At 63.9% G+C, this 24,509-nt stretch carries 18 protein-coding genes and 1 pseudogene; 12 read left to right on the top strand and 7 right to left on the bottom strand.

What is annotated here, in order from left to right; translation table 11 throughout:
• Positions 1 to 258 precede the first annotated feature (258 nt).
• Positions 259 to 1,923: a putative bifunctional diguanylate cyclase/phosphodiesterase gene (locus ACTORR_RS13230; RefSeq protein ID WP_054886747.1), complete on the top strand. Its 1,665-nt coding sequence runs from the start codon at positions 259 to 261 to the stop codon at positions 1,921 to 1,923.
• A gap of 117 nt (positions 1,924 to 2,040) precedes the next feature.
• On the opposite strand, the gene ACTORR_RS13225 is transcribed toward ACTORR_RS13230, so the two are convergent.
• The gene (locus ACTORR_RS13225; RefSeq protein WP_054886746.1) at positions 2,041 to 3,429 is read right to left on the bottom strand and encodes a NorM family multidrug efflux MATE transporter; all 1,389 of its coding nucleotides are present in this window, start codon (positions 3,427 to 3,429) and stop codon (positions 2,041 to 2,043) included.
• Positions 3,430 to 3,585: 156 nt separating this feature from the next.
• Between ACTORR_RS13225 and ACTORR_RS13220 the strand changes: the two genes are divergently transcribed.
• From ACTORR_RS13220 to ACTORR_RS13210, 3 genes and pseudogenes are all read left to right on the top strand, one after another.
• The gene (locus tag ACTORR_RS13220) at positions 3,586 to 4,512 is read left to right on the top strand and encodes a LysR substrate-binding domain-containing protein (protein ID WP_262109959.1); all 927 of its coding nucleotides are present in this window, start codon (positions 3,586 to 3,588) and stop codon (positions 4,510 to 4,512) included.
• A gap of 277 nt (positions 4,513 to 4,789) precedes the next feature.
• Positions 4,790 to 5,830 (top strand): annotated as a pseudogene (locus ACTORR_RS13215) (Cache 3/Cache 2 fusion domain-containing protein); the annotation flags it as partial.
• Entirely contained in the window at positions 5,828 to 6,688 is an 861-nt protein-coding gene (locus ACTORR_RS13210) for a methyl-accepting chemotaxis protein (protein WP_409521050.1), read from the top strand. The pseudogene ACTORR_RS13215 and the gene ACTORR_RS13210, both read left to right, overlap by 3 nt.
• 126 nt (positions 6,689 to 6,814) lie before the next feature.
• On the opposite strand, the gene hglS is transcribed toward ACTORR_RS13210, so the two are convergent.
• Together hglS and ACTORR_RS13200 are read right to left on the bottom strand one after the other, a co-directional pair.
• Positions 6,815 to 8,200, bottom strand: coding sequence for a 2-oxoadipate dioxygenase/decarboxylase HglS (gene hglS / locus ACTORR_RS13205; protein WP_054887127.1), 1,386 nt, complete (start codon positions 8,198 to 8,200; stop codon positions 6,815 to 6,817).
• Positions 8,201 to 8,423: 223 nt separating this feature from the next.
• Positions 8,424 to 9,314 (bottom strand): LysR family transcriptional regulator, encoded by an 891-nt coding sequence (locus tag ACTORR_RS13200; RefSeq protein WP_054887126.1) that lies wholly within the window; start codon positions 9,312 to 9,314, stop codon positions 8,424 to 8,426.
• Between the two features lie 136 nt (positions 9,315 to 9,450).
• Between ACTORR_RS13200 and amaB the strand changes: the two genes are divergently transcribed.
• Both amaB and amaA read left to right on the top strand, forming a co-directional pair.
• On the top strand, positions 9,451 to 10,941 hold the full coding sequence (gene amaB / locus ACTORR_RS13195; protein ID WP_054887125.1) for an L-piperidine-6-carboxylate dehydrogenase: 1,491 nt from the start codon (positions 9,451 to 9,453) through the stop codon (positions 10,939 to 10,941).
• A gap of 167 nt (positions 10,942 to 11,108) precedes the next feature.
• Positions 11,109 to 12,395, top strand: a complete 1,287-nt coding sequence (amaA, locus tag ACTORR_RS13190; RefSeq protein WP_054887124.1) for an L-pipecolate oxidase — start codon at positions 11,109 to 11,111, stop codon at positions 12,393 to 12,395.
• Positions 12,396 to 12,503: 108 nt separating this feature from the next.
• Here amaA and ACTORR_RS13185 read toward each other — a convergent pair whose 3' ends face one another.
• The gene (locus tag ACTORR_RS13185; protein WP_054887123.1) at positions 12,504 to 13,931 is read right to left on the bottom strand and encodes a mechanosensitive ion channel family protein; all 1,428 of its coding nucleotides are present in this window, start codon (positions 13,929 to 13,931) and stop codon (positions 12,504 to 12,506) included.
• A 221-nt stretch (positions 13,932 to 14,152) separates the two neighbouring features.
• On the opposite strand from ACTORR_RS13185, the gene ycaC (ACTORR_RS13180) reads away from it, so the two are divergent.
• The 4 genes from ycaC (ACTORR_RS13180) (at position 14,153) to ACTORR_RS13165 (ending at position 18,530) form a co-directional block, all read left to right on the top strand.
• On the top strand, positions 14,153 to 14,782 hold the full coding sequence (gene ycaC / locus ACTORR_RS13180; RefSeq protein WP_054887122.1) for an isochorismate family cysteine hydrolase YcaC: 630 nt from the start codon (positions 14,153 to 14,155) through the stop codon (positions 14,780 to 14,782).
• 115 nt (positions 14,783 to 14,897) lie between these two features.
• A complete protein-coding gene (locus tag ACTORR_RS13175; RefSeq protein WP_082433678.1) occupies positions 14,898 to 15,464 on the top strand; it encodes an antibiotic biosynthesis monooxygenase in 567 nt (188 codons plus the stop codon).
• A gap of 52 nt (positions 15,465 to 15,516) precedes the next feature.
• Entirely contained in the window at positions 15,517 to 16,335 is an 819-nt protein-coding gene (locus tag ACTORR_RS13170) for an alpha/beta fold hydrolase (RefSeq protein ID WP_054887120.1), read from the top strand.
• A 353-nt stretch (positions 16,336 to 16,688) separates the two neighbouring features.
• Positions 16,689 to 18,530, top strand: a complete 1,842-nt coding sequence (locus ACTORR_RS13165; RefSeq protein WP_313365655.1) for an amidohydrolase — start codon at positions 16,689 to 16,691, stop codon at positions 18,528 to 18,530.
• 95 nt (positions 18,531 to 18,625) lie between these two features.
• Here the strand turns inward: ACTORR_RS13165 and ACTORR_RS13160 are convergent, their stop codons facing one another.
• Positions 18,626 to 19,888 carry an OprD family porin gene (locus ACTORR_RS13160; protein WP_313365653.1) on the bottom strand — a complete coding sequence of 421 codons (1,263 nt, stop codon included), beginning with the start codon at positions 19,886 to 19,888 and terminating at the stop codon, positions 18,626 to 18,628.
• A gap of 109 nt (positions 19,889 to 19,997) precedes the next feature.
• Entirely contained in the window at positions 19,998 to 20,855 is an 858-nt protein-coding gene (locus tag ACTORR_RS13155) for a LysR family transcriptional regulator (protein ID WP_054887117.1), read from the bottom strand.
• 129 nt (positions 20,856 to 20,984) lie between these two features.
• Here ACTORR_RS13155 and ACTORR_RS13150 point away from each other — a divergent pair, with 129 nt between their 5' ends.
• Complete coding sequence (locus ACTORR_RS13150; protein ID WP_054887116.1) at positions 20,985 to 22,181, top strand: YbfB/YjiJ family MFS transporter; 1,197 nt, start codon at positions 20,985 to 20,987, stop codon at positions 22,179 to 22,181.
• On the opposite strand, the gene ACTORR_RS13145 is transcribed toward ACTORR_RS13150, so the two are convergent.
• A complete protein-coding gene (locus ACTORR_RS13145) occupies positions 22,142 to 23,053 on the bottom strand; it encodes a LysR substrate-binding domain-containing protein (protein WP_054887115.1) in 912 nt (303 codons plus the stop codon). The genes ACTORR_RS13150 and ACTORR_RS13145 overlap by 40 nt on opposite strands.
• Positions 23,054 to 23,188: 135 nt before the next feature.
• Between ACTORR_RS13145 and ycaC (ACTORR_RS13140) the strand changes: the two genes are divergently transcribed.
• On the top strand, positions 23,189 to 23,818 hold the full coding sequence (ycaC, locus tag ACTORR_RS13140) for an isochorismate family cysteine hydrolase YcaC (RefSeq protein ID WP_313365654.1): 630 nt from the start codon (positions 23,189 to 23,191) through the stop codon (positions 23,816 to 23,818).
• Positions 23,819 to 24,509 lie beyond the last annotated feature (691 nt).

Here is a 24,509-nt window from a genome sequence, read left to right as displayed (position 1 = left end):
ACAGGCATGGGCCACTTGTGGCGCGACCGTCTGACGTTTGAGTCAGACTTTTGTTCGGGGATAAGCATTAGTGAAACTAATGCTATTCACCGGAAAAATCGTAATTGCCGGTTTGCCGACTTTCGCGCAGGATGCACGTCAAAATGCGACGGGAGGCACTGTGGGCAAAGGATATGTCTAAAAGTGAAAATCATTTTCATTTATGCAGTAGCATGTCCGATATCCAACGCTACACCTTTCGAGTCTTAAGGAGCCCGCTTGTCCACGCCTGTCGAACCTTTGCGTTTGCTGCTGTTGGCTGATGAGCCGGAATGGGCCGCCTTGTTACGCGAATGCCTGCTGCCGCTGGACGGAAGCGCAGTACTGCTGACTGCGCCGAACTGGGCGGCAGTCGATACCCTTTTCAGCGCAGACCGCCAGGCCGTGGTGCTGGCCACGCCGGCGTTGCAGCCTGCACCCGGGCGTTGCGAACTGCCGACCATCCTGTTGCTCGACCACGAACCAGACACATCGCCAACGGGTGTCAGCGACTGGCTGGTACGTGACCAGCTGAACGTCGATGCCCTGCGCCGCTCGCTGCGCCATGTGCGCGAGCGCGGTGTGCTGGTGGCGACGTTGCAGCGCCTGGCCGAGCAGGACCCGCTGACCGGCATCGCCAACCGCCAGGGTTTCCAGGCCCTGCTGACCACGCGCCTGGCGGAGAACGAAGGCCGCGGCGTGGCCCTCGGCCACCTGGACCTGGACAACTTCCGCCATGTCAACGACGCCCTTGGCCATCAGTGCGGCGACCGTCTGATACTGCAGGTGGTCGCGCGCCTCAAGCAGCAACTGGAGGCCGGCGACCAGCTGGCGCGCCTGGGCAGCGATGAATTTGCCCTGCTGATCGACACGCGCCGCGATGCCAACCGCGCCGAATGGATCGCCGAGCGTATCGTCGAGGCGCTGGCCGAACCCTACTGGATCGACGGCGAAAGCCTGCTGCTTGGCTGCAGCCTGGGCCTGGCCCACGCCCGCGCCCAGGGCGGCCCTGACCCGCTGATGTGGCATGCGCACATCGCCATGCGCCAGGCCAAAAGTAGCCAGGGCTGCACCTTCCACGTATTCAATGAACGCATCAACCGCAATGCGCGCAGCCTGGCCGACCTGGAAAGCGAGCTGCGCCGGGCGCTGCGTCGCGACGAACTGGAGCTGCACTACCAGCCGCGGCTGAACCTGGCCGATGGCCGCATCGTCGGCCTGGAGGCCCTGGTGCGCTGGCGCCATGCCGAGCGCGGCCTGCTGCCGCCGAGCGAGTTCGTGCCGCTGGCCGAGCAGAGCGGGTTGATCGTGCCGTTGGGCTACTGGGTGATTTCCCGTGCCCTGCGCGATATGCAGGCGCTGCGCGAACAGGGGCTTGCGCCGCTGCACATGGCGGTGAACCTGAGCTTCCGCCAGTTCCAGGACAGCCAGTTGCTGGCCACCCTGAGCCGGTTGATCATCGAGCACAGTGTGGATGCGCGCTGGCTGGAGTTCGAACTGACCGAAACGGCAGTGATGCGCCGCAACGAGCTGGTGCGCCAGACCATGGATGCCCTGGGTCGCCTGGGTGTGCGCTTCTCGCTGGATGACTTTGGTACCGGCTTCTCGTCCTTCGTGCACCTGAACAGCCTGCCGATCACCTTGCTCAAGGTCGACCGCAGCTTCGTTGCCGAGATGGAGATGCGCGAAGAGAACCGCAAGCTGGTGCATGCCATGATCAACCTGGCGCACAACCTCAACCTGGAGGTGGTAGCCGAAGGCGTGGAAAGCCCGGAACAGATGGCCTTGCTGCGCGGGTTTGGCTGTGACCAGGTGCAAGGGTTCCTGGTCAGCAAGCCGCTGCCGGTAGGCGAGTTGATCGATTATCTGCAGGAAAGTGCTCGGCCGCAGTTGGTGTGCCTATAAGACCGCAGGGGAGGGCTTTGCCCTCCTTTCGCGACACAAGGCCGCTCCTACAGGGAATCGCGTTCTTCTGTAGGAGCGGCCTCGTGTCGCGAAAGGGCTGCAAAGCAGCCCCGGCAGTCACGCAGATACTGCAGCTTTTTCAGGATGAGCTTTTTTCCCCAGCAACCGCTTCATCCGCCACTCAAAGCCAATGGTCAGCGCCACCGCCGCGCAGGCCAGCCCCAACGCCAGCCCCCACCATACCCCTACGGCCCCGCCGCCCAGGGTGAAGGTGAGCAGCCAGGCGCTCGGCGCCCCCACCAGCCAGTAGCAGCACAGCCCGATCAGGAAGGTGGTCTTGGCGTCCTTCAAGCCACGTATCGAGCCCATGGCTATGGTCTGCATACCATCGAACAGCTCAAACCATGCCGCCACCATCAGCAACTGCACCGCCAGCTGATAGATCGCGGCGAAGCCGGGGTCGCTGCGGTCGATGAACAGCCCCACCAATGCCTCCGGCATCAGCAGGAACAACGCTGCAAAGGCAAACATGATGGTTGCGCCGAAGCCGATCCCCACCCGCCCGGCGCTGCGTGCGGCCAACAGATTGCCGGCGCCGTAGTACAGGCCCACGCGCATGGTTACCGCATAGGACAGCCCGGTCGGCACCATGAACGCCGTGGAGACGATCTGCAGGGCAATCTGGTGTGCCGCCAGTTGCGTGCTGCCTAGCACGCCCATGCACAGTGCGGCGAAGGCGAACAGCCCGACTTCCACCATGTAGGTGCCGCCAATCGGCAGGCCCAGCCGCCACAGCTCGCGCAGGGCCGGCAGCGAAGGGCGCGACAGCCCTTTGCGCAGCGGATAGGCGGCATAGGCTGGGTGCCAGCGGATGTACAGCGCCAGCGCGATGGCCATGCCCATCGACACCACGGCCGTGACCAGGCCGATACCCATCAGGCCCAGCTTCGGCAGGCCGAACATGCCTTCGATCAGGGCGATGTTGAACAGGTAGTTGAGCACCGTGCCGACCAGGCTGATGACCATTACCGGGGTCGAGCGCCCAAGCGCGCTGGTGAAGCCGCGCAGGGCCATGAAGGTCAGGTAGCCGGGCAGGGCCAGTGGCAGCAGGGTGAGGAACTCGGCTGCCGAATTTACGTTCTCCGGCTGCTGGCCGAACAGCAGCAATACCGGTTTCAGGTTCCACAACACCAGCGCTGCCACCAGTGCCAGGCCCCAGGCGAGCCATAGGCCGTTCTGCGCCAGGCGCGTGGCGCCCTCGATGTCGTTGGCACCCTTGCGAATCGCCACCAGGGTGCCGACTGCGGCGATCACGCCCAGGCAGAAGATCGACACGAACGAATAGCTCGCCGCGCCCAGCCCGCCACCGGCCAGGGCCTGCGGGCTGATGCGAGCCATCATCAAGGTGTCGGTGAGCACCATCAGCATGTGCGCCAACTGCGAGGCGATCAGCGGCCCGGCCAGGCGCAGCAAAGCCTTGAGTTCTGTGGTGGGCGCGACGTACATGGGTGAGGTCCTTGTGCCTGATGCTGTGGGCGAGGGACGATTCTGAGGCTTCGGTCAACTTTGCACAAAAGGATAAATGCGATGGTTGGCATGAGTTGAACTCATGCATATATGATTCAGTGCATTCCATTCCCGCCCCCGTATGACAGGTGCCCCATGTCCCGCCAGCTACCTCCCCTGTATGCACTGCGCGCATTCGAAGCGGCTGCGCGGCTGAGCTCGTTCACCCGTGCCGGTGAAGAGCTTTCGATTACCCAGAGCGCGGTGAGCCGGCATATTCGCACCCTCGAAGAGCATTTCGCCTGTCGGCTGTTCGTGCGCAATGGTCGCAGCCTGCAACTGACCGAGGCGGCCCGGGTGCTGCTGCCCGGCGTGCGTGAAGGCTTTGCTGCGCTGGAGCGGGCCTGCGATACCTTGCGTGGGGAAGACGACATCCTGCGCATGAAGGCGCCGTCGACCCTGACCATGCGCTGGCTGCTGGCGCGGCTGAGCCGCTTCCGGCACCTGCAACCTGGCAACGAGGTGCAACTGACCAGCGCCTGGATGGATGTCGACCATGTCGACTTCAACCAGGAACCGTTCGATTGCGCGGTGCTGCTCAGCGACGGCATGTTCCCGGCGGATTGGGAGGTGCGTCGGTTGTTCTCCGAACTGTTGATCCCGGTGGGTGCGCCGGACCTGTTGAAGGAGGGGCGGTGGGACGAGCGGCGCTTGGCGAGCATTGAGTTGCTGCACCCGACGCCCGACAAGCGTGACTGGCGCGAATGGCTGGAGCGCATGGGCCTCAGCGACAAGGTGTCGCTCAAGGGCGGGCAAGTGTTCGACACCCTGGAGCTGGGCATGATCGCGGCGGCGCGGGGTTACGGTATTTCGATGGGCGACTTGCTGATGGTCGCCGAGGATGTGGCTCAGGGGCGCCTGAGCTTGCCTTGGCCGACGGCGGTGCCCAGTGGCATGGACTACTACCTCGTGTGGCCGCGGACCCGGCCGGGTGGGGAGCGGTTGCGGCGGTTGAGCGTGTTTTTGCAGGAAGAGGCGGCGGCGGTCGACCTGCCTGCGGTAGAAATCCTGCCAGCTATTTGACTGCCTGTCCGGCCTCTTCGCGGGCACGCCCGCTCCCACAGGATCCCCACTGATCTCGAACCCGGTGGAATACCTGTGGGAGCGGGCGTGCCCGCGAAGAGGCCGGTACAGGCAAAAGGTAAACGTTTGCGAATACCCCGGTCCGACACTCAAGTATTCAGGTGCGACGCCGATTCAATGGCACCAGCGTCCCGGAAGAGGGCGCGATTTCCCGACTAAAACAAGCGGGTGGTCAGCGTGATCAGGATGATCCCGGCCTCTTGTCAGGAGCTTCATCATGTCTCAACCGCGTGCCCGAATTGCTTCGCAGCTCGGTGTCGCCCTCGCCATCGTGCTGGCGTTGGTGATTTCCGGCAGTACCCTGTTCGCCCTGCGTGCGCTGGATGACGCCAACCTCGCCACCCGCCAGGCCCACCTGGCCAGCGAGGCGCGACTGCTGGCCGACCAGCTCGATACCTTCCACGGGTCGCTCAAGGACAACACCCAGCGCCTGAGTGGCCTGTTCGAGCGCCGTTTCGCCTCGGGCCTGTCGCTGCACCCTGGCGAAACGGTACAAGTCGCCGGTCAAAGCACGCCCGCCCTGTACCTGGGCGACCAGCTGCTGAACAACGACTTCCAGGTGGTCGACGAATTCCAGCAGATGACTGCCGGCATCGCGACCCTGTTCGTGCGCAGCGGTGATGACTTCGTGCGCATCAGCACCAACCTGAAGAAACAGGACGGCACCCGCGCCATCGGTACCCAGCTCGACCGACAGCACCCCGCCTACAGCAAGCTGCTGGCCGGGCAGATGTACGTCGGCCGCGCCGTGCTGTTCGAGCGCAACTACATGACCCGCTACGTACCCGTCAGCGACAGCAGCGGCCGGGTGATTGCGGTGCTGTTCGTCGGCTTCGACTACACCGACGCACAGAACGCCCAGTTCGCCAACCTCAAGCGCTTCCGCATCGGGACAACCGGTTCGTTGGCCATTCGCGATGACCAGGGCCAATGGCTGGTGCCGCCGGCCAACGCCGACCAGGACCTGTTCAGTGCCAGCGCGCCGTTCGCCGAGGGCCCCTGGACCGTGGTGGCGAGCATGCCCAAGGCGGAAATCCGCGAGGTGACCTGGAGCGTTGGCCTGCGTCTTGCCATCGGCAGCCTGCTGGCGATGCTGCTGGCCGTGGCCGCCACCCTTTGGCTGCTGCGCCGCAAGCTGCGCCCGCTGGATGACCTGGTGCGTCAGGCCGAGGCACTGGGTGCCGGCGACCTGAATGCGCGCCTGAGTGTGACCAGCCATGACGAGATCGGCCAGCTGGCCCGCAGCTTCAACCAGATGGGCGAGGCGCTGGCGACCATGGTCGAGCACATTCGCAGTGCTTCCGAGCAGGTCAGCAGCCGTGCGCGTTCGCTGTCCGGGTTGTCTACCGGTGCCTGTGAAGGCATGGACCAGCAGTCCGGCGAGATCACCAGCATGGCCGGTGCGGTGGAGGAATTCAGCGCGACGTCGATGAACATCGCCGACAACATGGCGGGTACCGAGCGTATGGCCCGTGACAACGCCCAGCAGACCCGCATCGGCCGCAGTGCCATGGACGAAGCGTCGAGTTCGCTGCGCCAGATTGCCGAAGCGCTGGGTGGCACCGCCACTGTCATGAACAGCCTGGGCGCTCGTTCGCAGGAGATCGGCGGTATCATAAGCGTGATCACCGCGATTGCCGAACAGACCAATCTGCTGGCTTTGAACGCCGCCATCGAGGCTGCCCGTGCCGGTGAACAGGGCCGTGGATTTGCCGTGGTCGCGGATGAGGTGCGTGGGCTGGCCGCGCGCACGCGTCAGGCAACCGATGAGATTTCCGGGATGATCACCAGCATCCAGCAGCAGACCGGGCACGCCATCCATACCCTGGAGCAGGGTAACCTGCTGATGCAGGAAGGGCTGGCGCGCAACGACAAGGTCGCCGAAGCGCTGGCGCGGATCGATGAGCAGAGCCGTACCGCGGGTGAGCAGTTTGCCGTGATCAGCACGGCGACTCAGGAGCAGAGCAGCACGGCCACCGTGCTTAGCCGCAACCTGCAGAGCATTGCCCAGGCCAACAGCGAGCAGCGCGATGTGGCCAATGAGCTGGCCTTGACCGCGCGCGAGCTGGAAGGGTTGGCGGCGCAACTGCGTCAGGAAGTGGACCGCTTCCGCTGAACCGCAGGGGGCCGCTGTGCGGCCCTTTCGCGACACAAGGCCGCTCCTACAGGAACGCGCGTTGCTTTTGTAGGAGCGGCCTTGTGTCGCGAAAGGGGCGCAAAGCGCCCCCGGCAAGCCTGAGGCTTACAGTGAACCCAGGTTCAGCGCTTGGGCGCAGGCCTGCAGCGAGCGCCTCTCGCTCTGCGCATACAGCGCCAGTTCATCCTGCACCTGCAGCCCCAGCGCCGCTTCGAAAGCCTCGCGATTGGCATTGCTGCCATACTCGGCCTGGCCCTCATCCCCCAGGTTCGACTGGAAGATCCCCGCCGCACTCACCGGCAGGAAGTCCTCGTACACCAGTGCCTCGTAGTGGACATGGCCGGCCGCGATCAGACCTTCCAGGGTGGTCGGGCGATCCGCCTGCTCCCGCGCGGCCAGGCCCTGCTCGGTCGCAAAGTAGCGGAAATAAGCCAGCCCCTGCTCACGCATCTGCGCCAGGTCATCCGGGAATGCAGCGAAGCTTTCCTGCAACAGCGCCATGTAGCGCTCGGCATTGGCCTCGGCTGGCGCTCCTCCCAAGGCGGCGCGGGTGGCATCGAGCAGCGTGTCGTACAGCTGGCGGCCCTTCGGCGTCAGTGCCGCGCCGCGCTGTTCGATTTCGCCGAAACGTGCGGTGTGGCTACCCTGGTGGTCGCTGAATGCAACCTTCTCCTGCAGCGCCTTGAAGCTGGTCTGGCGCAGCAGGATCGGGTGGCGGCGAGTGGGTGGCCCTTCGACCACGGCTTTCGGCGGGATGCCCTTGGCCGGCATGCCGGCCTGGATCGCGTCGATGTCCAGGGTGCGTGGGGTCAGGTGGTTGATGTGCGGGCCTTTGAAGGCCACCACGTCGGCAATCAGGCGGTGCTGGTCATGCAACTGCTGATACTGCGCGGCCGTGACCGTGGCGTCCTGGTGCCAGCGGAAGGTGTGCAAGGCTTCACGAACGAACTCGCCGGCATCGGTCTCGTTCAGGCCGCCATCGCGCTCGCATCGGGCAATCAGTTCCAGTACCCGGGGGGTGAATATCTGACGCTTGGCCAGGATGCCCTGAGCCAGTTCGCGCAGCGGCAGGTTGTCGATCAGCTCCAGGCGCAGCAGCGAGGTGAACACGCGGAACGGGCTGACATGCAGCGACTGCTCATGCACAGCGCGGAACGCGGTGGAGTGCACCGGCACGCCAGCTGAGCTGAGGTCGTAATAGCCGACCGGCGCCATGCCCATCACTGCGAACAGCCGGGCGATGGTGGCCAGCTCTTCGGCGGTTCCGACGCGGATGGCGCCGTGGCGCTCATGGTCCAGGCGTTCGATCTCGCCGGTCCAGCGCAAGGCCTCGGCCAGCTTGGGCCGCTCGGCCAAGACCCGCTGGTTGATTTCGCTCACCAGCTCCAGCAGCGTGCCGTACAGCGGCACTTCCTGTTTGTACATGAGTGACATGGCGGCAGAGAACTGCGCGCGGATGCTGTCGGGGCTGACGAAATCGTGGGCGGGCATCGCTAGCTTCCTGGTTAGGTTCGGACGCTTACATGAAAGCTGGGAATGCACTTGGCTCACAAGCGAAAAAAAGTGAGTCAGTCATTCCATTAGCGATCGATCTTAGTGCCATGGGGCTGCTTTGCAGCCCTTTCGCGACACAAGGCCGCTCCTACAGGGATCGCGTCGCTTTTGTAGGAGCGGCCTTGTGTCGCGAAAGGGCCGCAAAGCGGCCCCGGCAATCTCAAGCCTGGAGCTGCTCGCGAATCCATTCCACCAAGGCCCGCACCTTCGGCACTTCAGCCGCATGCTCGGCATAGGCCAGGTAATGCTTGCCGGCACTGCGCATCGCATGATTCCACGGAATGACCAAGCTCCCCTCAGCCAGCTCTTTGGCCACCAGGTATTGCGGCACCAACGCTACCCCGCACCCGGCCTGCGCCGCACTCAGCGCCATATAGAACGTATCGAAGCGCGGCCCGTGGTAGGCGCTGACGCTGTGCAACCCCAGCTCCAGGAACCATTCATGCCAGGCCTCGGGCCGCGACGTACTCTGCAACAGCACCAGGTCGGCCAGTTCACCGGCATCGCTCAATGCACGGCCGCCCAGCAGCTCCGGCGCGCACACCGGCACCACCTGTTCACCGAACAGCTCCACGCAAGTGGCCCCCGGCCAAGTGCCCTGGCCATAGAAGAACACCACATCCGCCGAGCCCTGCAGCAAGGCAAACGGTTCCATCTCGTTGCGGATGTCGAGGTGGATGTTCGCGTGCCGTTTGCCGAAGCCTTTGAGGTGCGGGATCAGCCAGCGCACGCCAAAACTGGGTTGAGTGGCTACTTTCAATATCTCGGTCTGCTCGCCGTAGGTGAGCACGTAGCGGCTGGACATGTCGACCTGGGTAAGGATCTTGTTGACCTCGGCCAGGTACAGGCTGCCCGCAGGCGTGAGTTGCAGGCGCCTGCGGATACGCAGGAACAAGTGGTGGCGCAGCATCTCTTCGAGCTGCGCCACCTGCTTGCTGACCGCGCTCTGGGTCAGGTGCAGCTCTTCGGCGGCGCGGGTAAAGCTCAGGTGACGGGCTGCAGCTTCGAAGCACTGCAGGGCGGTCATGGAGGGCACCAGGCGTTTGGACATAGCGTTCTCTGCGGCTCAAATCATTACCTGGCGGAATGATATGCGGAATAAAGGTCGTTTGTTGCACCGGTGTGATCGGATTAATACTGATCCACATCATTTTTCCACCCCATCACCCGATGTAGGAGAAGCACAAATGGTTGCTGGATTGCTCGAGCGCCTCGGCGTTGCCGCCGAGGCTTACACCCAGGGCGACTACCCTGTTCACACGCCGATCGACGGCAGCCAGATCGCCTCGGTGAAACTGCTTGGCAAGGCCGAGACCGTCGCCCGCATCGATCAGGCCCAGAGCGCCTTCGAAGCCTGGCGCAGCGTGCCGGCCCCTCGGCGTGGCGAGTTGGTGCGCCTGTTCGGCGAAGTGCTGCGTGAGCACAAGGCCGACCTCGGCGAGCTGGTCTCGATCGAAGCCGGCAAGATCACCCAGGAAGGCCTGGGCGAAGTGCAGGAAATGATCGATATCTGCGACTTCGCCGTCGGCCTGTCGCGCCAGCTGTACGGCCTGACCATTGCTTCCGAGCGCCCAGGCCACCACATGCGTGAAACCTGGCACCCGCTGGGCGTGGTTGGCGTGATCAGCGCTTTCAACTTCCCGGTTGCGGTATGGGCCTGGAACACCGCGCTGGCCCTGGTGGCTGGTAACTCGGTGGTGTGGAAGCCGTCCGAGAAGACCCCGCTGACCGCACTGGCTTGCCAGGCGTTGTTCGACAAAGCCCTGAAAGCCTTCGGTGATGCCCCGGCTGGCCTGGCGCAGCTGGTGATCGGTGGCCGCGAAGCTGGCGAAGCCATGGTCGACGACCCCCGTGTACCGCTGGTCAGCGCCACCGGCAGCACCCGCATGGGCCGGGAAGTCGGCCCACGTGTTGCCGCCCGCTTCGGTCGCAGCATCCTCGAGCTGGGTGGCAACAACGCCATGATCCTGGCCCCGAGCGCCGACCTCGACCTGGCCGTGCGCGGCATACTGTTCTCCGCTGTCGGCACCGCCGGCCAGCGCTGCACGACCCTGCGTCGCCTGATCGTGCACCGCTCGATCAAGGACGAAGTGGTAGCCCGCGTCAAAGCTGCCTACGGCAAAGTGCGCATCGGCGACCCACGCAAGGACAACCTGGTTGGCCCGCTGATCGACAAGCAGTCGTTCGACGCCATGCAGGGCGCACTGGCCAAGGCCCGTGACGAAGGTGGGCAGGTGTTCGGCGGCGAGCGTCAGCTGGCCGAGCAGTACCCGAATGCCTACTACGTGTCGCCGGCCATTGCTGAAATGCCGGCCCAGAGCGACGTGGTGCGCCATGAAACCTTCGCGCCGATCCTCTATGTGCTGGCCTACGACGACTTCGAAGAGGCCCTGCGCCTGAACAACGAAGTGCCACAAGGCCTGTCGTCGTGCATTTTCACCACTGACATTCGCGAAGCCGAGCGCTTCCAGAGTGCTTCGGGCAGTGACTGCGGCATCGCCAACGTCAACATCGGCACCAGCGGCGCCGAGATCGGCGGCGCGTTCGGTGGCGAGAAGGAAACTGGCGGTGGTCGTGAGTCTGGTTCCGATGCGTGGAAAGGCTACATGCGCCGCCAGACCAACACCGTGAACTACTCGCGCGAGCTGCCGCTGGCACAGGGTATCGTGTTCGACTGATGGATTGATGCTGCATGGCCGGGGGCTTCGCCCCCGGTTCGCGGGCTCGCCCGCTCCCACAGGGACCTCACAGCTGTCGGAATCTGTGAGGTACCTGTGGGAGCGGGCGAGCCCGCGAATGGGCTGCAAAGCAGCCCCAAACAAGAACAAATTGCTGGAGCCGGGCCATGTCCGAACTGCGTCAACAATGCTTGTGGGAACACGTCAGCCAACCGACCGTCGCCAGCCAGGCCCTGGCCGGCGAGCACAAGGCCGATGTCTGCGTGATCGGCGGCGGCATCACCGGCCTGTCGGCGGCCATCCACCTGCTCGAACAGGGCAAGTCGGTGATCCTGCTGGAGGCCTGGAAGATCGGCCACGGCGGCTCTGGCCGCAACGTCGGCCTGGTCAACGCCGGCACCTGGATCCGCCCGGACGACGTCGAGGCAACCCTCGGCCAGAAGCAGGGCAGTCGCCTGAACAAGGTGCTAGGTGAGGCTCCGGCTGAAGTGTTCGCCATGATCGAACGCTTCGGCATCGACTGCCAGGCCCGGCACAAAGGCACGCTGCACATGGCCCACAACGCTACCGGCATCGCTGACCTTGAGGCCCGCCACGAGCAATGGCGCCGCCGTGGTGCCGACGTCGAGCTGCTGACCGGCGCCCAGTGCCAGGAATACTGTGGTACCGACAAGATTTCCGCCGCGCTGCTCGACCATCGCGCCGGCACCATCAACCCGATGGGCTACACCCAGGGCCTGGCCGCCGCCGTGGCGCGCCTGGGCGGCAAGCTGTTCCAGCAGTCCTCGGTCGAAGGCCTCGAGCGCGATGGCGATGCCTGGCGGGTGAAGACCGCACGCGGCTCGGTACGCGCCGATAAAGTGGTGATTTCCACGGGCGCCTACACCGAAGGCGACTGGAGCAACCTGCAGAAGCAGTTCTTCCGTGGCTACTACTACCAGGTGGCGTCCAAGCCGCTGCACGGTGCGGCAGCTGACAAGGTGCTGCCGCACGGCCAGGGCTCCTGGGACACCCGCACCGTGCTCAGCAGCATCCGCCGTGACGATCAGGGCCGCCTGTTACTGGGCAGCCTCGGCCGGGTCGACAACAAGCCGGCCTGGTTCGTGCGCAGCTGGGCCGACCGGATCCAGAGCCATTACTACCCGGAACTGGGCAAGGTCGAGTGGGAAATGCACTGGACCGGCTGCATCGACTTCACCCCGGATCACCTGATGCGGTTGTTCGAGCCGGCGCCGGGGCTGGTGGCGGTGACGGGCTATAACGGCCGCGGCAACACCACCGGGACCGTGATTGGCCGGGCGTTTGCCGAATTTCTGCTGAAGGGGGAGGCGGACAGCTTGCCGATTCCGTTCTCGCCAATGACCGGGGTGAGCGCGCCTTCGCTGCGCACCGCGTTCTATGAGTCCGGCTTCTCGCTGTACCACGCGGGGCAATGCCTGAGAGTGGTGTTGTAAGCACTGGCCTCTTCGCGGGCATGCCCGCTCCCACAGGTACTGCACAGGATTCAGACCTTGCGCGATCCCTGTGGGAGCGGGCGAGCCCGCGAAAGGGCCGGCACAGGCTTACTTGTGCAACCAGCTCAAGAAGCCACCCTTCTTGATCGAAACCGGCTTCTGCAGCAGCAGCGACTCCCGGCTCTGGCGCCGGAACCGTTGCAACTTGCTCAGCGCCGTCTGTACTTCCCCGCGCTGCACAAGGCAGCTCTTCACCTGTTCCTTCTCGATCCGATACAGCACGCAACTGGTCAGGGTTCGGAACTCGGCAAACGATTTATCTTCATCGATGATTCCCTCGATCCCCAACACCTCACCTGGCCCCATGCGGCCGGCCTCCAGCAGCTTGTCACCATCGCGCACCGACGCTGAAACCACGCCGCTGCCAATTACCAGCAAATGATCGGACTGCTCGCCCACCTCCAGGATCACTTGGTCAGCCAGGTACTCCACAGCGGTCATGCGCTGGCTCAGGGCATCCCGCTCTTCGTCAGTCAGCGAGCGGAACACCCGCACCTCGTCCAGCACCTCGCGCTGGCGGCTGCGCGGAGGCATCGCCAGGTCGACGTTCCACATCACCCCGCTGGCTTCCAGATGGCGGTGCGCAAGGTCGAACAGCTGGTTACGGGCATCGGTCTTGCCGGCCATGTCGGCTATGAAACCACTGGCCTCGTACTCCACCGACTCCAAGGTCGAGGCCTTCACCGTGACCTTGGGCTTGGGTGAGGCGAGGATTGCGCTGGTGCCCTGCAGGGCTTTTTCCAGCGCATCGAAAACCCGCTTGGGGCGTACCTTGGCCGGCACCACCACACAGATCGACACCCCGTTCACATCGGCCGGGCGGCTATGGTTGAGCAGCCGCGCCTTGGCCGCCACCGAGTTGGGGATCACCGCCAGGCTGCCACTGCCGGTGAGCAAGCGCGTGGCGCGCCAGTCGATATCCAGCACCTTGCCCTCGGTGCCGTCGATGGAGATCGAATCGCCAATCTGATAGGGCCGCGTGGTGTTCAGCACGATGCCGCTGAACACGTCGGCCAGAGTGCTTTGCAGCGCCAGGCCGATGACGATGGCCATCACCCCGGAAGTGGCCAGCAGGCCCTTCACCGGCAGTTGCAGCACATAGCCCGCCGCCGCGACCACGGCCGCGAGGAAGATCAGCGCCCCCAGCACATCCTGCAGCAGGCGCCCGCCGTGGCTGCCACGGGCGACCAGCAGCAAGCCGAACACTACCGTCACCGTGCGTGCGCCAAACAGCCACCAGCCGATGGCCAGTACCGTGGCGATGAGGTTGCGCGAGACGTCGTCGGGCCACGGCGGCGGTTGCAGCGGGCTCATGCCAGCGGCCACCAGCACCGCGCTGAACAGCAGGAAGATCACTAGACGCGTACCGATGCGCCAGGCCCGGCGCTGGATCGGGATCAACTGCCAGAGCACGAGGTCGAGCAGAATCAGGGCGGTGCCGAGCAACAACGGGGACGACTGGATGAACGCCAGCATGGAGGTCTCGGAGGGTGGGAAAAGGGCTGTGCGTAGTAATAGAGCAGCTTGGTCGGGCAAGCAATGAGGCCAGCAAAGCCACTGCCACTTGATCGTTCTTTAAATGGAACGCTAAAGCCAAAAAACACTATCTACCGCGTCAAAGGTGTTGGTTTTAATCTTCTCCCATCAACGCGAAACACCCAACTTACTGAACATCAAAACCCTTAGGAGCTACCACCATGACCAACTTCAAATACAACCGCCTGAACAAAGACGACGCCGCCGTTCTGCTGGTCGACCACCAGGCTGGCCTGCTGTCCCTGGTCCGCGACATTGAACCGGACGCGTTCAAGAACAACGTCCTGGCCCTGGCCGACCTGGCCAAGTTCTTCAACCTGCCGACCATCCTCACCACCAGCTTCGAGCAAGGCCCCAACGGCCCGCTGGTGCCGGAGCTGAAAGCACTGTTCCCGGACGCGCCGTACATCGCCCGCCCAGGCCAGATCAACGCCTGGGACAATGAAGACTTCGTCAAGGCGGTGAAGGCCACTGGCAAGAAACAGCTGATCATTGCCGGCGTGGTGACTGAAGTCTGTGTAGCTTTCCCGGCGCTGGCTGCGCTGGAAGAAGAGTTCGACGTGTTCGTCGTCACCGACGCTTCCGGCACCTTCAACGCCATGACCCGCGATGCCGCCCATGACCGCATGAGCCGGGCCGGTGCGCAACTGATGACCTGGTTCGGCGTGGCCTGTGAGCTGCACCGCGACTGGCGCAACGACATCGAAGGCCTGGCCGCGCTGTGCTCCAACCACATCCCGGACTACCGCAACCTGATGACCAGCTACAACGCCTTCAACGCCAGCAAGTAAGCCGCTTTCCCGGGCACCGCCAGGCGGTGCCCGGCAAGGGCAGCACACCCATCCAATCCTCCGCCCGTCCGCCGTTGCAAAGTGGATGCGGGCAAGCTCATCCCAAGGAACGCCGATGAACACCGCACTCCAAGACAACCGCAACGTGGTGACCCTGGTCATCCAGCACAAGGCCCGTGCCGAGTCGCTGGCGGCCTACGAAGCGTGGCTCAAGCGCACCGTCAGTGCCGCCCGCAGGCAGCCGGGGCATCTGGACGTCAACGTGATCCGCCCTGACGAAGGCGGGCTGCACTTCACTACCGTGGTGCGCTTCGCCGACGCAGGTCTGCTGCAGGCCTGGGTCAACTCGGCCGAACGTCAGGCGCTGGTCAACGAAGTGTTGCCGTTGCTCGACGGCGGTGACCAAACCCAGGTGCACGACGATCCAGAGTTCTGGTTCACCCCGCCGAGCGTCAACGCGGCGCAACCGCCGCGCTGGAAGCAGGCGCTGCTGACTTACCTGGTGATCTGCCCGATGACCATGGTCGTTCCGCAGCTGCTGGCGCCGCTGTTCGCGCGTTTCCCGCAGCTCGGCGGCCCGATCAGCGGCAACCTGATCGGCAACCTGTTCGTCATCCTGCCCGTGGTGTTCTACATCATGCCTTGGGTAACCCGCCGCTGCGCCACCTGGCTGCGCGGTTGAGCCAACGCCTTCATCGACGCTTTCAACTGCAGACTTTCAAGGAGATACCGACATGACCACTCTCGTTACCCGCGACGGCACTTCGATCTATTACAAGGACTGGGGCAGCGGCAAACCGGTGCTGTTCAGCCACGGCTGGCCACTGGACGCCGACATGTGGGACTCGCAGATGGAGTTCCTGGCCAGCCGCGGTTACCGCGCGATCGCTTTCGACCGCCGTGGCTTCGGCCGTTCGAGCCAGCCGTGGACCGGCTACGACTACGACACCTTCGCCGACGACATCGCCCAGCTGATCGAACACCTCGACCTGCGGGAAGTGACCCTGGTGGGCTTCTCGATGGGTGGCGGTGATGTCAGCCGCTACATTGCCCGCCACGGCAGCGAGCGGGTAGCGGGCCTGGTGTTGTTGGGTGCGGTGACGCCGGTGTTCGGCAAGCGTGATGACAATCCGGAAGGCGTCGACCTGTCGGTATTCGAAGGTATCGTTGCTGGCCTGCGTGCTGACCGTGCGCAGTTCATTGCCGATTTTGCCACGCCGTTCTACGGCCTGAACCATGGCCAGCAGGTGTCCCAGGGCGTGCAGACTCAGACGCTGAACATTGCGCTGATGGCTTCGATCAAGGGCACCCTGGATTGCGTGACCGCATTTTCGCAGACCGACTTCCGCCCGGACATGGCCAAGATCGATGTGCCAACCCTGGTGATCCATGGCGATGACGACCAGATCGTGCCGTTCGAAGCCACCGGCAAGCGGGCCGCGGAGCTGATTCGCGGGGCTGAGCTGAAGGTGTATGCCGGTGCGCCGCACGGGTTCGCGGTGACCCATGCCCAGCAACTGAACGAGGACTTGCTGGCGTTCCTGCAGAAGTAATTGTGCAAGGCATTCGCGGGTGAACCCGCTCCCACGGGGAAAGCAGTAACCGGGGGAGCGGCTTCACCCGCGAAGAGGCCGGCCATGGCTGCATAAAACCTGAACAGGGCTAACCTTCTAGCTCACCGCACATCCATCCAAGCCCTGACCCTGTATCAGCCGGCATGCTCTGCAGTTGCGCCTGCCGCCGCCGCACCCAGACGGAGAAGCCCATGTCCCAGGACCGCAACGACAAGACCCGTCGCCAGTTCCTCGCCACCAGCACCGTGCTAGGTGCCGCCGGCGCCCTCTGGTCCGCATTGCCCTTTACCGGCCAAGCCGGTTCCGCCCACGCATCCACCCAAGGAGGTTCCATGACCGCCGACCTGATTCTGTTCAACGGCAAACTGCACACCGTTGATCGCGAAAAGCCCACCGCCACTGCCGTTGCCATCAAGGATGGCCGCTTCATCGCCGTGGGCAACGACGCCGAGGCCATGGCCCACAAGGGCAGCGCCACGCAGATCATCGACCTCAAGCAGCGCACGGTCATCCCCGGCCTTAACGACTCGCACCTGCACCTGATCCGGGGTGGCCTGAACTACAACCTGGAACTGCGCTGGGAAGGCGTGCCGTCGGTGGCCGATGCCTTGCGCATGCTCAAGGACCAGGCCGCGCGCACACCGACGCCGCAATGGGTGCGCGTGGTCGGTGGCTGGAACGAATTCCAGTTCGCCGAAAAACGCATGCCGACGCTGGAAGAAATCAACCAGGCCGCCCCGGACACCCCGGTATTCCTGCTGCACCTGTACGATCGTGCGCTGCTCAACCGCGCCGCGCTCAAGGCTGTCGGTTACGACAAGACCACGCCAAACCCCCCGGGTGGCGAGATCCAGCGCGACAAGTTCGGCAACCCGACCGGCATGCTCATCGCCCGCCCCAACGCGATGATCCTCTACGCTACCCTGGCCAAGGGGCCGAAGCTGCCACTGGAGTACCAGATCAACTCCACCCGCCAGTTCATGCGCGAGCTGAACCGCCTGGGGCTGACCAGTGCGATCGACGCCGGTGGCGGTTATCAGAACTTCCCCGACGACTATTCGGTGATCCAGGAGCTGGCCGACAACAATCAGCTGACCGTTCGCATCGCCTACAACCTGTTCACCCAGAAGCCCAAGGAAGAGCTGGACGACTTCCGCAAATGGACCTCCAGCGTCAAGCTGCACAGCGGCACCGGCTTCCTGCGCCACAACGGCGCGGGCGAGATGCTGGTGTTCTCCGCCGCCGACTTCGAGGACTTCCTCGAGCCGCGCCCGGACCTGCCGCAGACCATGGAAGAAGAGCTGGAACCGGTGGTGCGCCACCTGGTCGAGCAGCGCTGGCCGTTCCGCCTGCACGCGACCTACAACGAATCGATCACGCGCATGCTCGACGTGTTCGAGAAGGTCAATCGTGACATCCCGTTCAACGGCCTGCCGTGGTTCTTCGACCACGCCGAAACCATCACTGCGCAAAACATCGAGCGCGTGCGTGCGCTGGGCGGCGGCATCGCCATCCAGGACCGCATGGCCTTCCAGGGCGAGTACTTCGTCGACCGTTACGGCGCCAAGGCTGCCGAGCAGACCCCGCCGATCAAACGCATGCTCGAGATGGGCGTGCCGGTGGGTGCCGGTACCGACGCCACCCGCGTGTCCAGCTACAACCCGTGGACTTCGCTGTATTGGCTGGTCAGTGGCAAAACGGTTGGCGGTATGGAGTTGTACAAGGAAGGCCTGGACCGCGAAACCGCACTGCAGCTGTTCACCCAGGGCAGTGCCTGGTTCTCCAGCGAGCAGGGCAAGAAGGGCCAGATCAAGGTGGGCCAGCTGGCCGACCTGGCGGCACTGTCGCTGGACTTCTTCAGTGTCGATGAGGAAGCGATCAAGGGCATCGAGTCGGTGCTGACCGTGGTTGATGGCAAGGTGGTGTACGGCGCGGCCGAATTCGACAAGCTCGGCCCGCCGCAGGTGCCGGTGCTGCCAGAATGGTCGCCGGTGACCAAAGTCCCAGGGCACTGGCGTGCAGGCACGCCGTCGCTGGCGGCAGCCGTGCATCAGTGCTCGGGGCCGTGTGGGGTGCATGCGCACAGCCATGACAAGGCGCGTAAGTCGAGTGTGCCAGTAAATGACTTCCAGGGCTTCTGGGGTGCGCTGGGTTGCTCGTGCTTTGCGTTCTAGGCTGATGTGATGTCGAAAGGAAGGGGCCGTTAAGGCCCCTTTTTTTTTGCATCTGCCCAGCCTCAGCAATCAGCGCCGTCTGCTGACCGTCAAGGTCAGAAACTGCCTTTGAGCGGATACTCGATGATCAGGTAGATACGGTCGATGTCATCGCCGGCCTGGGCCTGGTTGGCTCTGTGGCTGACGTGTGAAAACGACAGGCTGAGGTCTTTGGCTGCGCCCGACTGCACCACGTATTTCAGGTCGATGTCGCGTTCCCAGTGCTTGCCGCCCTGGCCGTACTGGTCCACGTAGGCGCCACCTGCAGGTGCATGGCTGCCATCGATGCCACGGCCACTGACGTAGCGGCCCATCAGGCTCAGGCCGGGCATGCCGAGGGTGGCGAAATTGAGGTCGTAGCGCAGTTGCCACGAGCGTTCGCCGGGGCCATTGAAGTCGGCATACTTGATCGAGTTGGCCAGGTAGATGGAATCGCCGCCGACGAAGTCGAACGGGGTCTTTCCCTCGACCTTCTGGTAAGCCACGCCCAGCGCCTGAGCGCCGAAGCTGTATTTAGCCAGCACACTGTACGCGAGGGTGTCGATTGCTCCTGCGCTGGCGTTACCGGTATCGCGGGTCTTATAGATGTTGCCGTCCAGGCGCCAATTGCCTTCGGCCAGGTTCAGGTTGAGGTAGGCCTGGCGCCAGGTGTCTTCCAGCTCGCCGGCGTACAACGCGCCACCGAACGGGCCGTGCGGCGCGAAGGCGGCACCGGCCAGGCTGATGGCCCGATTATCCGTCGTCGCGCCATAGCCAGTGAAATCATCATGCGTCGCGCTATTGTCCTGGTTGTTGAAGGCAGTGAAACGACCTGCCTGCAAACGCCAACCGGGCAGATCTGTGTTCTCCAGCAACCAGCCGGTAGCGTATTCAGGGTGCAGACGTTTGTCGCCTGTGTCGAACACAGGCGTCTCCACCATCATCTCGCCGTAGTGCAGCCGGGTGTTGCCCAGGCGTAGCTTGAGCGCGGCGCCAGCACTGGCGTAGTCGGACTCGGCGCGACCATCGCTGTCCCGGGGCAGCAGGCCGGTGCCGGCGTGGCCGCGGCCGCCGTCGAGCTTGAGGCCGAGGAAACCGTGGGCATCGAGGCCGACGCCGAGCGTGCCCTCGGTGAAACCTGAGCGAACCTCGCCGATGAAACCCTGGGCCCATTCCTCGCGGTAGTTCTGGCCGCTGGCGGAGGGCGAGCGAAAGTCGCTGTGCAGGAAGTAGTTGCGGCTGAGCAGCGACCAGCCGGGTTCATCTGCCTGGGCAATGGCGGGGCAGAGGGCGAGGGTGACGAACAGGGCGCGGCCTGGCCCGGGGTTGGCGCGGATCATGGGGGCTCCGAGGGGGATGATCCGGGACTGTGGCGCAATAGCAGGCCAAGGGTCTTGCACGCGTGTGCTGGCGTTGGGGCTACCTGTTGCAGCCCCTATGCGAAGCGAGCTATTGGCGGAAGGCCTGCGCAATCGCCTCGATCACCACCCGCACCCTTGCCGTATGACGCACATCCTGATGGGTCACCAGCCAGATGTCGTAAGGCCTGCCGTGAGTCCAGACCTGCTGCAAGCCCGCCCGTTGCCCCATCGGCACGGGGAGTTCACCCAGGCCTGTTCCGCAGGTCAGCGCGTGGCACACCATCAGTCCTGAGGTACAGGTCATGGCGATGCGCCCTTGGTCAATCGGCTCACCGGCCAGTGTCACCTCCTTGCCACTGTCCAGATACGGCTGATACACCACCAGTTCGTGCCCGGCGAACGCACTGCCCGGTGTAGGCTCGCCACGCCGCTGCAGATACTCATGCGAAGCGAATAATCCGGTGCGCCAGCGTGCCAAGCGTCGCACGACCAGCTCGGGGTTGTCCGGCTTGAGTGTGCGCACGGCGATATCCGCCTCGCGCTGGCTGAGGTTGAGCATCTGCGTGGATGCGTGCAGTTGCACCTCGATCCCAGGGTGTTCCAAGCGCAACTGCGCCGCCGCCGGGATGATGAATTCCGATGCAAAAGCATCCGTACTGGTGATGCGCACCACGCCGCTGAGGCGTTCATCCAGGCCAAGTATCTGCCGCTGCAGGCCGGCGGCGGCGGCCTCCATCTCCAGCGCAGCTCGCATTGCGACCTCGCCGGCGCTGGTCAGCGAATAACCGCTGGAGGTGCGCAGGAACAGCGTGGCATCCAGCGCGCCTTCCAGCGAAGCGAGTCGGCGGCCGACGGTAGCCTGGTCTACGCCCAGGCTGCGAGCGGCTCCACGCAAGGTTTGCTCGCGGCACAACGCCAGAAACACGCGGGTGTCGTCCCAGTTCATCGAAGCCTTTCCAGGTGATGCAAAAATGCAGCGCAGAGATGAAAACTCGCTGCGTTATTTCTTCGTTCGGCGAATTTATGCTTTTCCCATCACCATCAGCAAGCGCCGAGCAGGGCGCAAGGGAAGATCATGAACGCTTCGATTCAACGTGCGCCCTGGTTGCCGATCTGGGCCGGGCTGTGCGCCAGCCTGGTTGGGATCGGCCTGGCACGATTTGCTTATACGCCACTGATCCCGGCGCTGATCAATGCACACTGGTTTGCCAATGCCGCAGTGGTCTATCTCGGTGCAGCCAATCTGGCCGGCTATCTGGTCGGCGCGCTGATTGGCCGGCCGCTGGCCAAGCGTTGGTCGGGCGCAACGGTGCTGCGCGGCATGATGGTGCTGGTAAGCCTGACATTCCTCGCCTGTGCCTGGCCGTTGTCAGTGGGCTGGTTCTTTGCCTGGCGTATGCTGTCGGGCGTGGCCGGCGGGGTGATCATGGTGCTGGTGGCAAGCGTCATTTTGCCCCATGTCAGCGCCACGCGGCGGGGCCTGGCCAGCGGCGCCATCTTCCTGGGCCTGGGCCTGGGCGTTGCAGCTTCGGCAAGCCTGGTGCCTTGGCTGCTGGAGAAAGGTCTGCAACAGACCTGGCTGGGCCTGGCCGCGTTGGCGCTAATGCTGACCTTCAGCAGCTGGGCCGGCTGGCCCGCCGAGCATGGGCCTCAGCCAGCGGCACCTGCACCACAATCGGTAGTTTCACCTGCGATTCTCGTACTGTTCGGGCAGTACGCCCTGATGGCCACGGCGTTGGTGGCGCCGATGATGTTCCTGGTCGATTACGTGAGCCGGGGCCTGGGCGCAGGCTCTCATGCGGGCGCTGCCATGTGGGGGCTCTATGGCCTGGGCGCGATTGTCGGTCCGGTGTTGTATGGATTATTGGCCGACCACCTGGGGGCACGCGCCGGCATTCGTCTGGTGCTGCTGGCGCAGCTGGCCGCGCTCGGTGCCTTGCTGGGTAGTCACGATCTGCGTGTGTTGGGGGCTGCGGCGCTGCTGATCGGCTCGTTCCCGCCGGGCATCGTGCCGCTGGCGCTGGCGCGAGTGCATCAGCTGGTCGAAGGCCACGCCCGGCAGAGCGCGACCTGGAGCCGGGCGACAGTTTCGTTCGCCAGTTTCCAGGCCATTGCCGGTTACGGTTATTCGGCGCTGTTCGCCGCCACGGATGGCCATTATGGCGCGCTGTTTGGTGTGGCAGCCGGGGCGGTGGTGCTGGCGCTGCTGGTCGACGTACTGCTAAAGGAACGTCAGGCCATGTCGCTGATCGCAAACTCCTCGGCCAGGTGATCGATCAGCGCCCGCACCGATGGCAGCAACCCACGCCGCGACGGGAAGATCGCATGCACGATGCCGCAGCGTGGGTGCCAGTCCGGGATCAGTTCCACCAGTCTTCCTGCCGCCAGGTCCTCGCGCACCGCGACTCGCGGCAAGTGCGCAATGCCCACCCCGGCCACTACGAAGTGGCGCAGGGCGAACAGGTCATCGGTCACCATGCGCGGGGTATGCGGGATGACGATGCTGCGGCTGCTGTCTTCACCCTGGAACAGCTCCCACTGATACTCCCGCTGGGCGCTGCCCCAATGCAGGCTCGGCAGGGTACTGAGCAGCTGCGGGTCGAAGTCCTTGGGCAACTGCTCCAGGTACTGCGGCTGGCCGACCAGGCACTGGGTACTGTTGCTCAGCACCTTCATCACCATGTCGGTGTTCTCCAGCGGCGGGAAGCGCACCCGCAGGGCAATGTCAAAGCCCTCGTGCAGCAGGTCGACGCGGCGGTTGGTGCTCTCGATGAACAGCTCGACCTGCGGGTACTTGAGCATGTAGCGGGTCAGCATCGGCCCGACCCAGGAGTTGAGCAGGGTGGTCGGGCAACTGATGCGCACCAGCCCGCGTGGTTCGCTGCGGTTGCGCTCGATGATCTCTGCTGCACCTTCGGCTTCCACGCGCATTGCCAGGCAGCGGTTGTAGTAGGCCTGGCCGATCTCGGTCAGCGAGCAATGGCGGCTGGTGCGGTGCAGCAGGCGCACGCCGAGGCGGTCTTCGAGGTCGGCGATGCGCCGGCTGAGCTTCGACTTGGGCATGTCCAGCGCCCGCCCGGCCGGGGCGAAGCCACCGTGCTCCACGACTTGGGTGAAGTAGTAGAGGGAATTGAGGTCTTCCAATCATCGTTCTCCAGATGGAACGCTAAGGGCAATTTTCGCAGTCTACCGCTGTAAAGGTGATGATTTTAATCTGTGTCCATCAACGCGAAACACCTCAGATTGCTGAAAAATTCATAAACCTTAGGAGCACAGACCATGAGCAAATTCACCTACAACCGCCTGAACAAAGACGAGGCCGCCGTACTGCTGGTCGATCATCAGGCGGGCCTGCTGTCCCTGGTCCGCGATATCGAGCCGGACAAATTCAAGAACAACGTGCTGGCCCTGGCTGACCTGGCCAAGTTCTTCAACCTGCCGACCATCCTCACCACCAGCTTCGAGCAAGGCCCCAATGGACCGCTGGTGCCGGAACTGAAAGCACTGTTCCCGGATGCCCCCTACATCGCCCGCCCAGGCCAGATCAACGCCTGGGACAACGAAGACTTCGTCAAGGCGGTGAAGGCCACCGGCAAGAAGCAGCTGATCATTGCCGGTGTGGTGACTGAAGTGTGCGTAGCGTTCCCGGCGCTGGCTGCTCTGGAAGAAGAGTTCGACGTGTTCGTGGTGACTGATGCTTCCGGCACCTTCAACGAAATGACCCGCGACGCCGCCCACGACCGTATGAGCCGGGCCGGTGCCCAGCTGATGACCTGGTTCGGCGTGGCTTGTGAGCTGCACCGCGACTGGCGCAACGACATTGAAGGGCTGGCGGCGCTGTGCTCCAACCACATTCCGGATTACCGCAATCTCATGACCAGCTATACCGCGTTGACTGCTGGTAAGTAGTAGAGAGAATTTCTGTTTCAAGAGGCCGACCCCGACTGCGGGGTCGGCCTTTTTCGTTTGGCTGTGTGATGGCTGCGATGGACCCGTCTTGAGGTCGTGTCAGGGCTGACAGGTGCATGCCATTAGTTCTTCAGCGCCTTTGAGATCGAGCGCCGCCCGCGCGGCGCATCGCGGGCAAGCCCGCTCCCACATCTGTTTCAGGCCAGTTACTCCTGTGCCGCCAACAGGGGCCGCCTTGGTGCATGACTGGAGACCGATGATAAGAAGTTGTGTCTGCCTTGGTGCATGACTGGAGACAGGTGGAGCTGAATAAGCGCCCGCCGAGATGTATCGCCATGCCAACAAGGCGGTCCCTGTTGGCTTCACAGGAGATATTGGCCCGAAACAGATGTGGGAGCGGGCTTGCCCGCGATGCGCCGCGCGGGCGGCGCTCGATCTCATAGGCGCCATAACCATCCAGGCATGCACCTGTCAGCCCTGACACTGTTCAGAGGCAGGCACCTGTCCTACCTCCTGAATCCAAACACAGAAAAAGAGGGACTCCCACATCTGTTTCAGGCCAGTTACTCCTGTGCCGCCAACAGGGGCCGCCTTGGTGCATGACTGGAGACCGATGATAAGAAGTTGTGTCTGCCTTGGTGCATGACTGGAGACAGGTGGAGCTGAATAAGCGCCCGCCGAGATGTATCGC

The organism is Pseudomonas sp. SAR267 (assembly GCF_052077595.1).
GTDB lineage: Bacteria > Pseudomonadota > Gammaproteobacteria > Pseudomonadales > Pseudomonadaceae > Aquipseudomonas > Aquipseudomonas vlassakiae.
The sequence above is the reverse complement of the archived record's forward strand: the minus strand, read 5'-3'. Positions and strand labels throughout refer to the sequence as shown.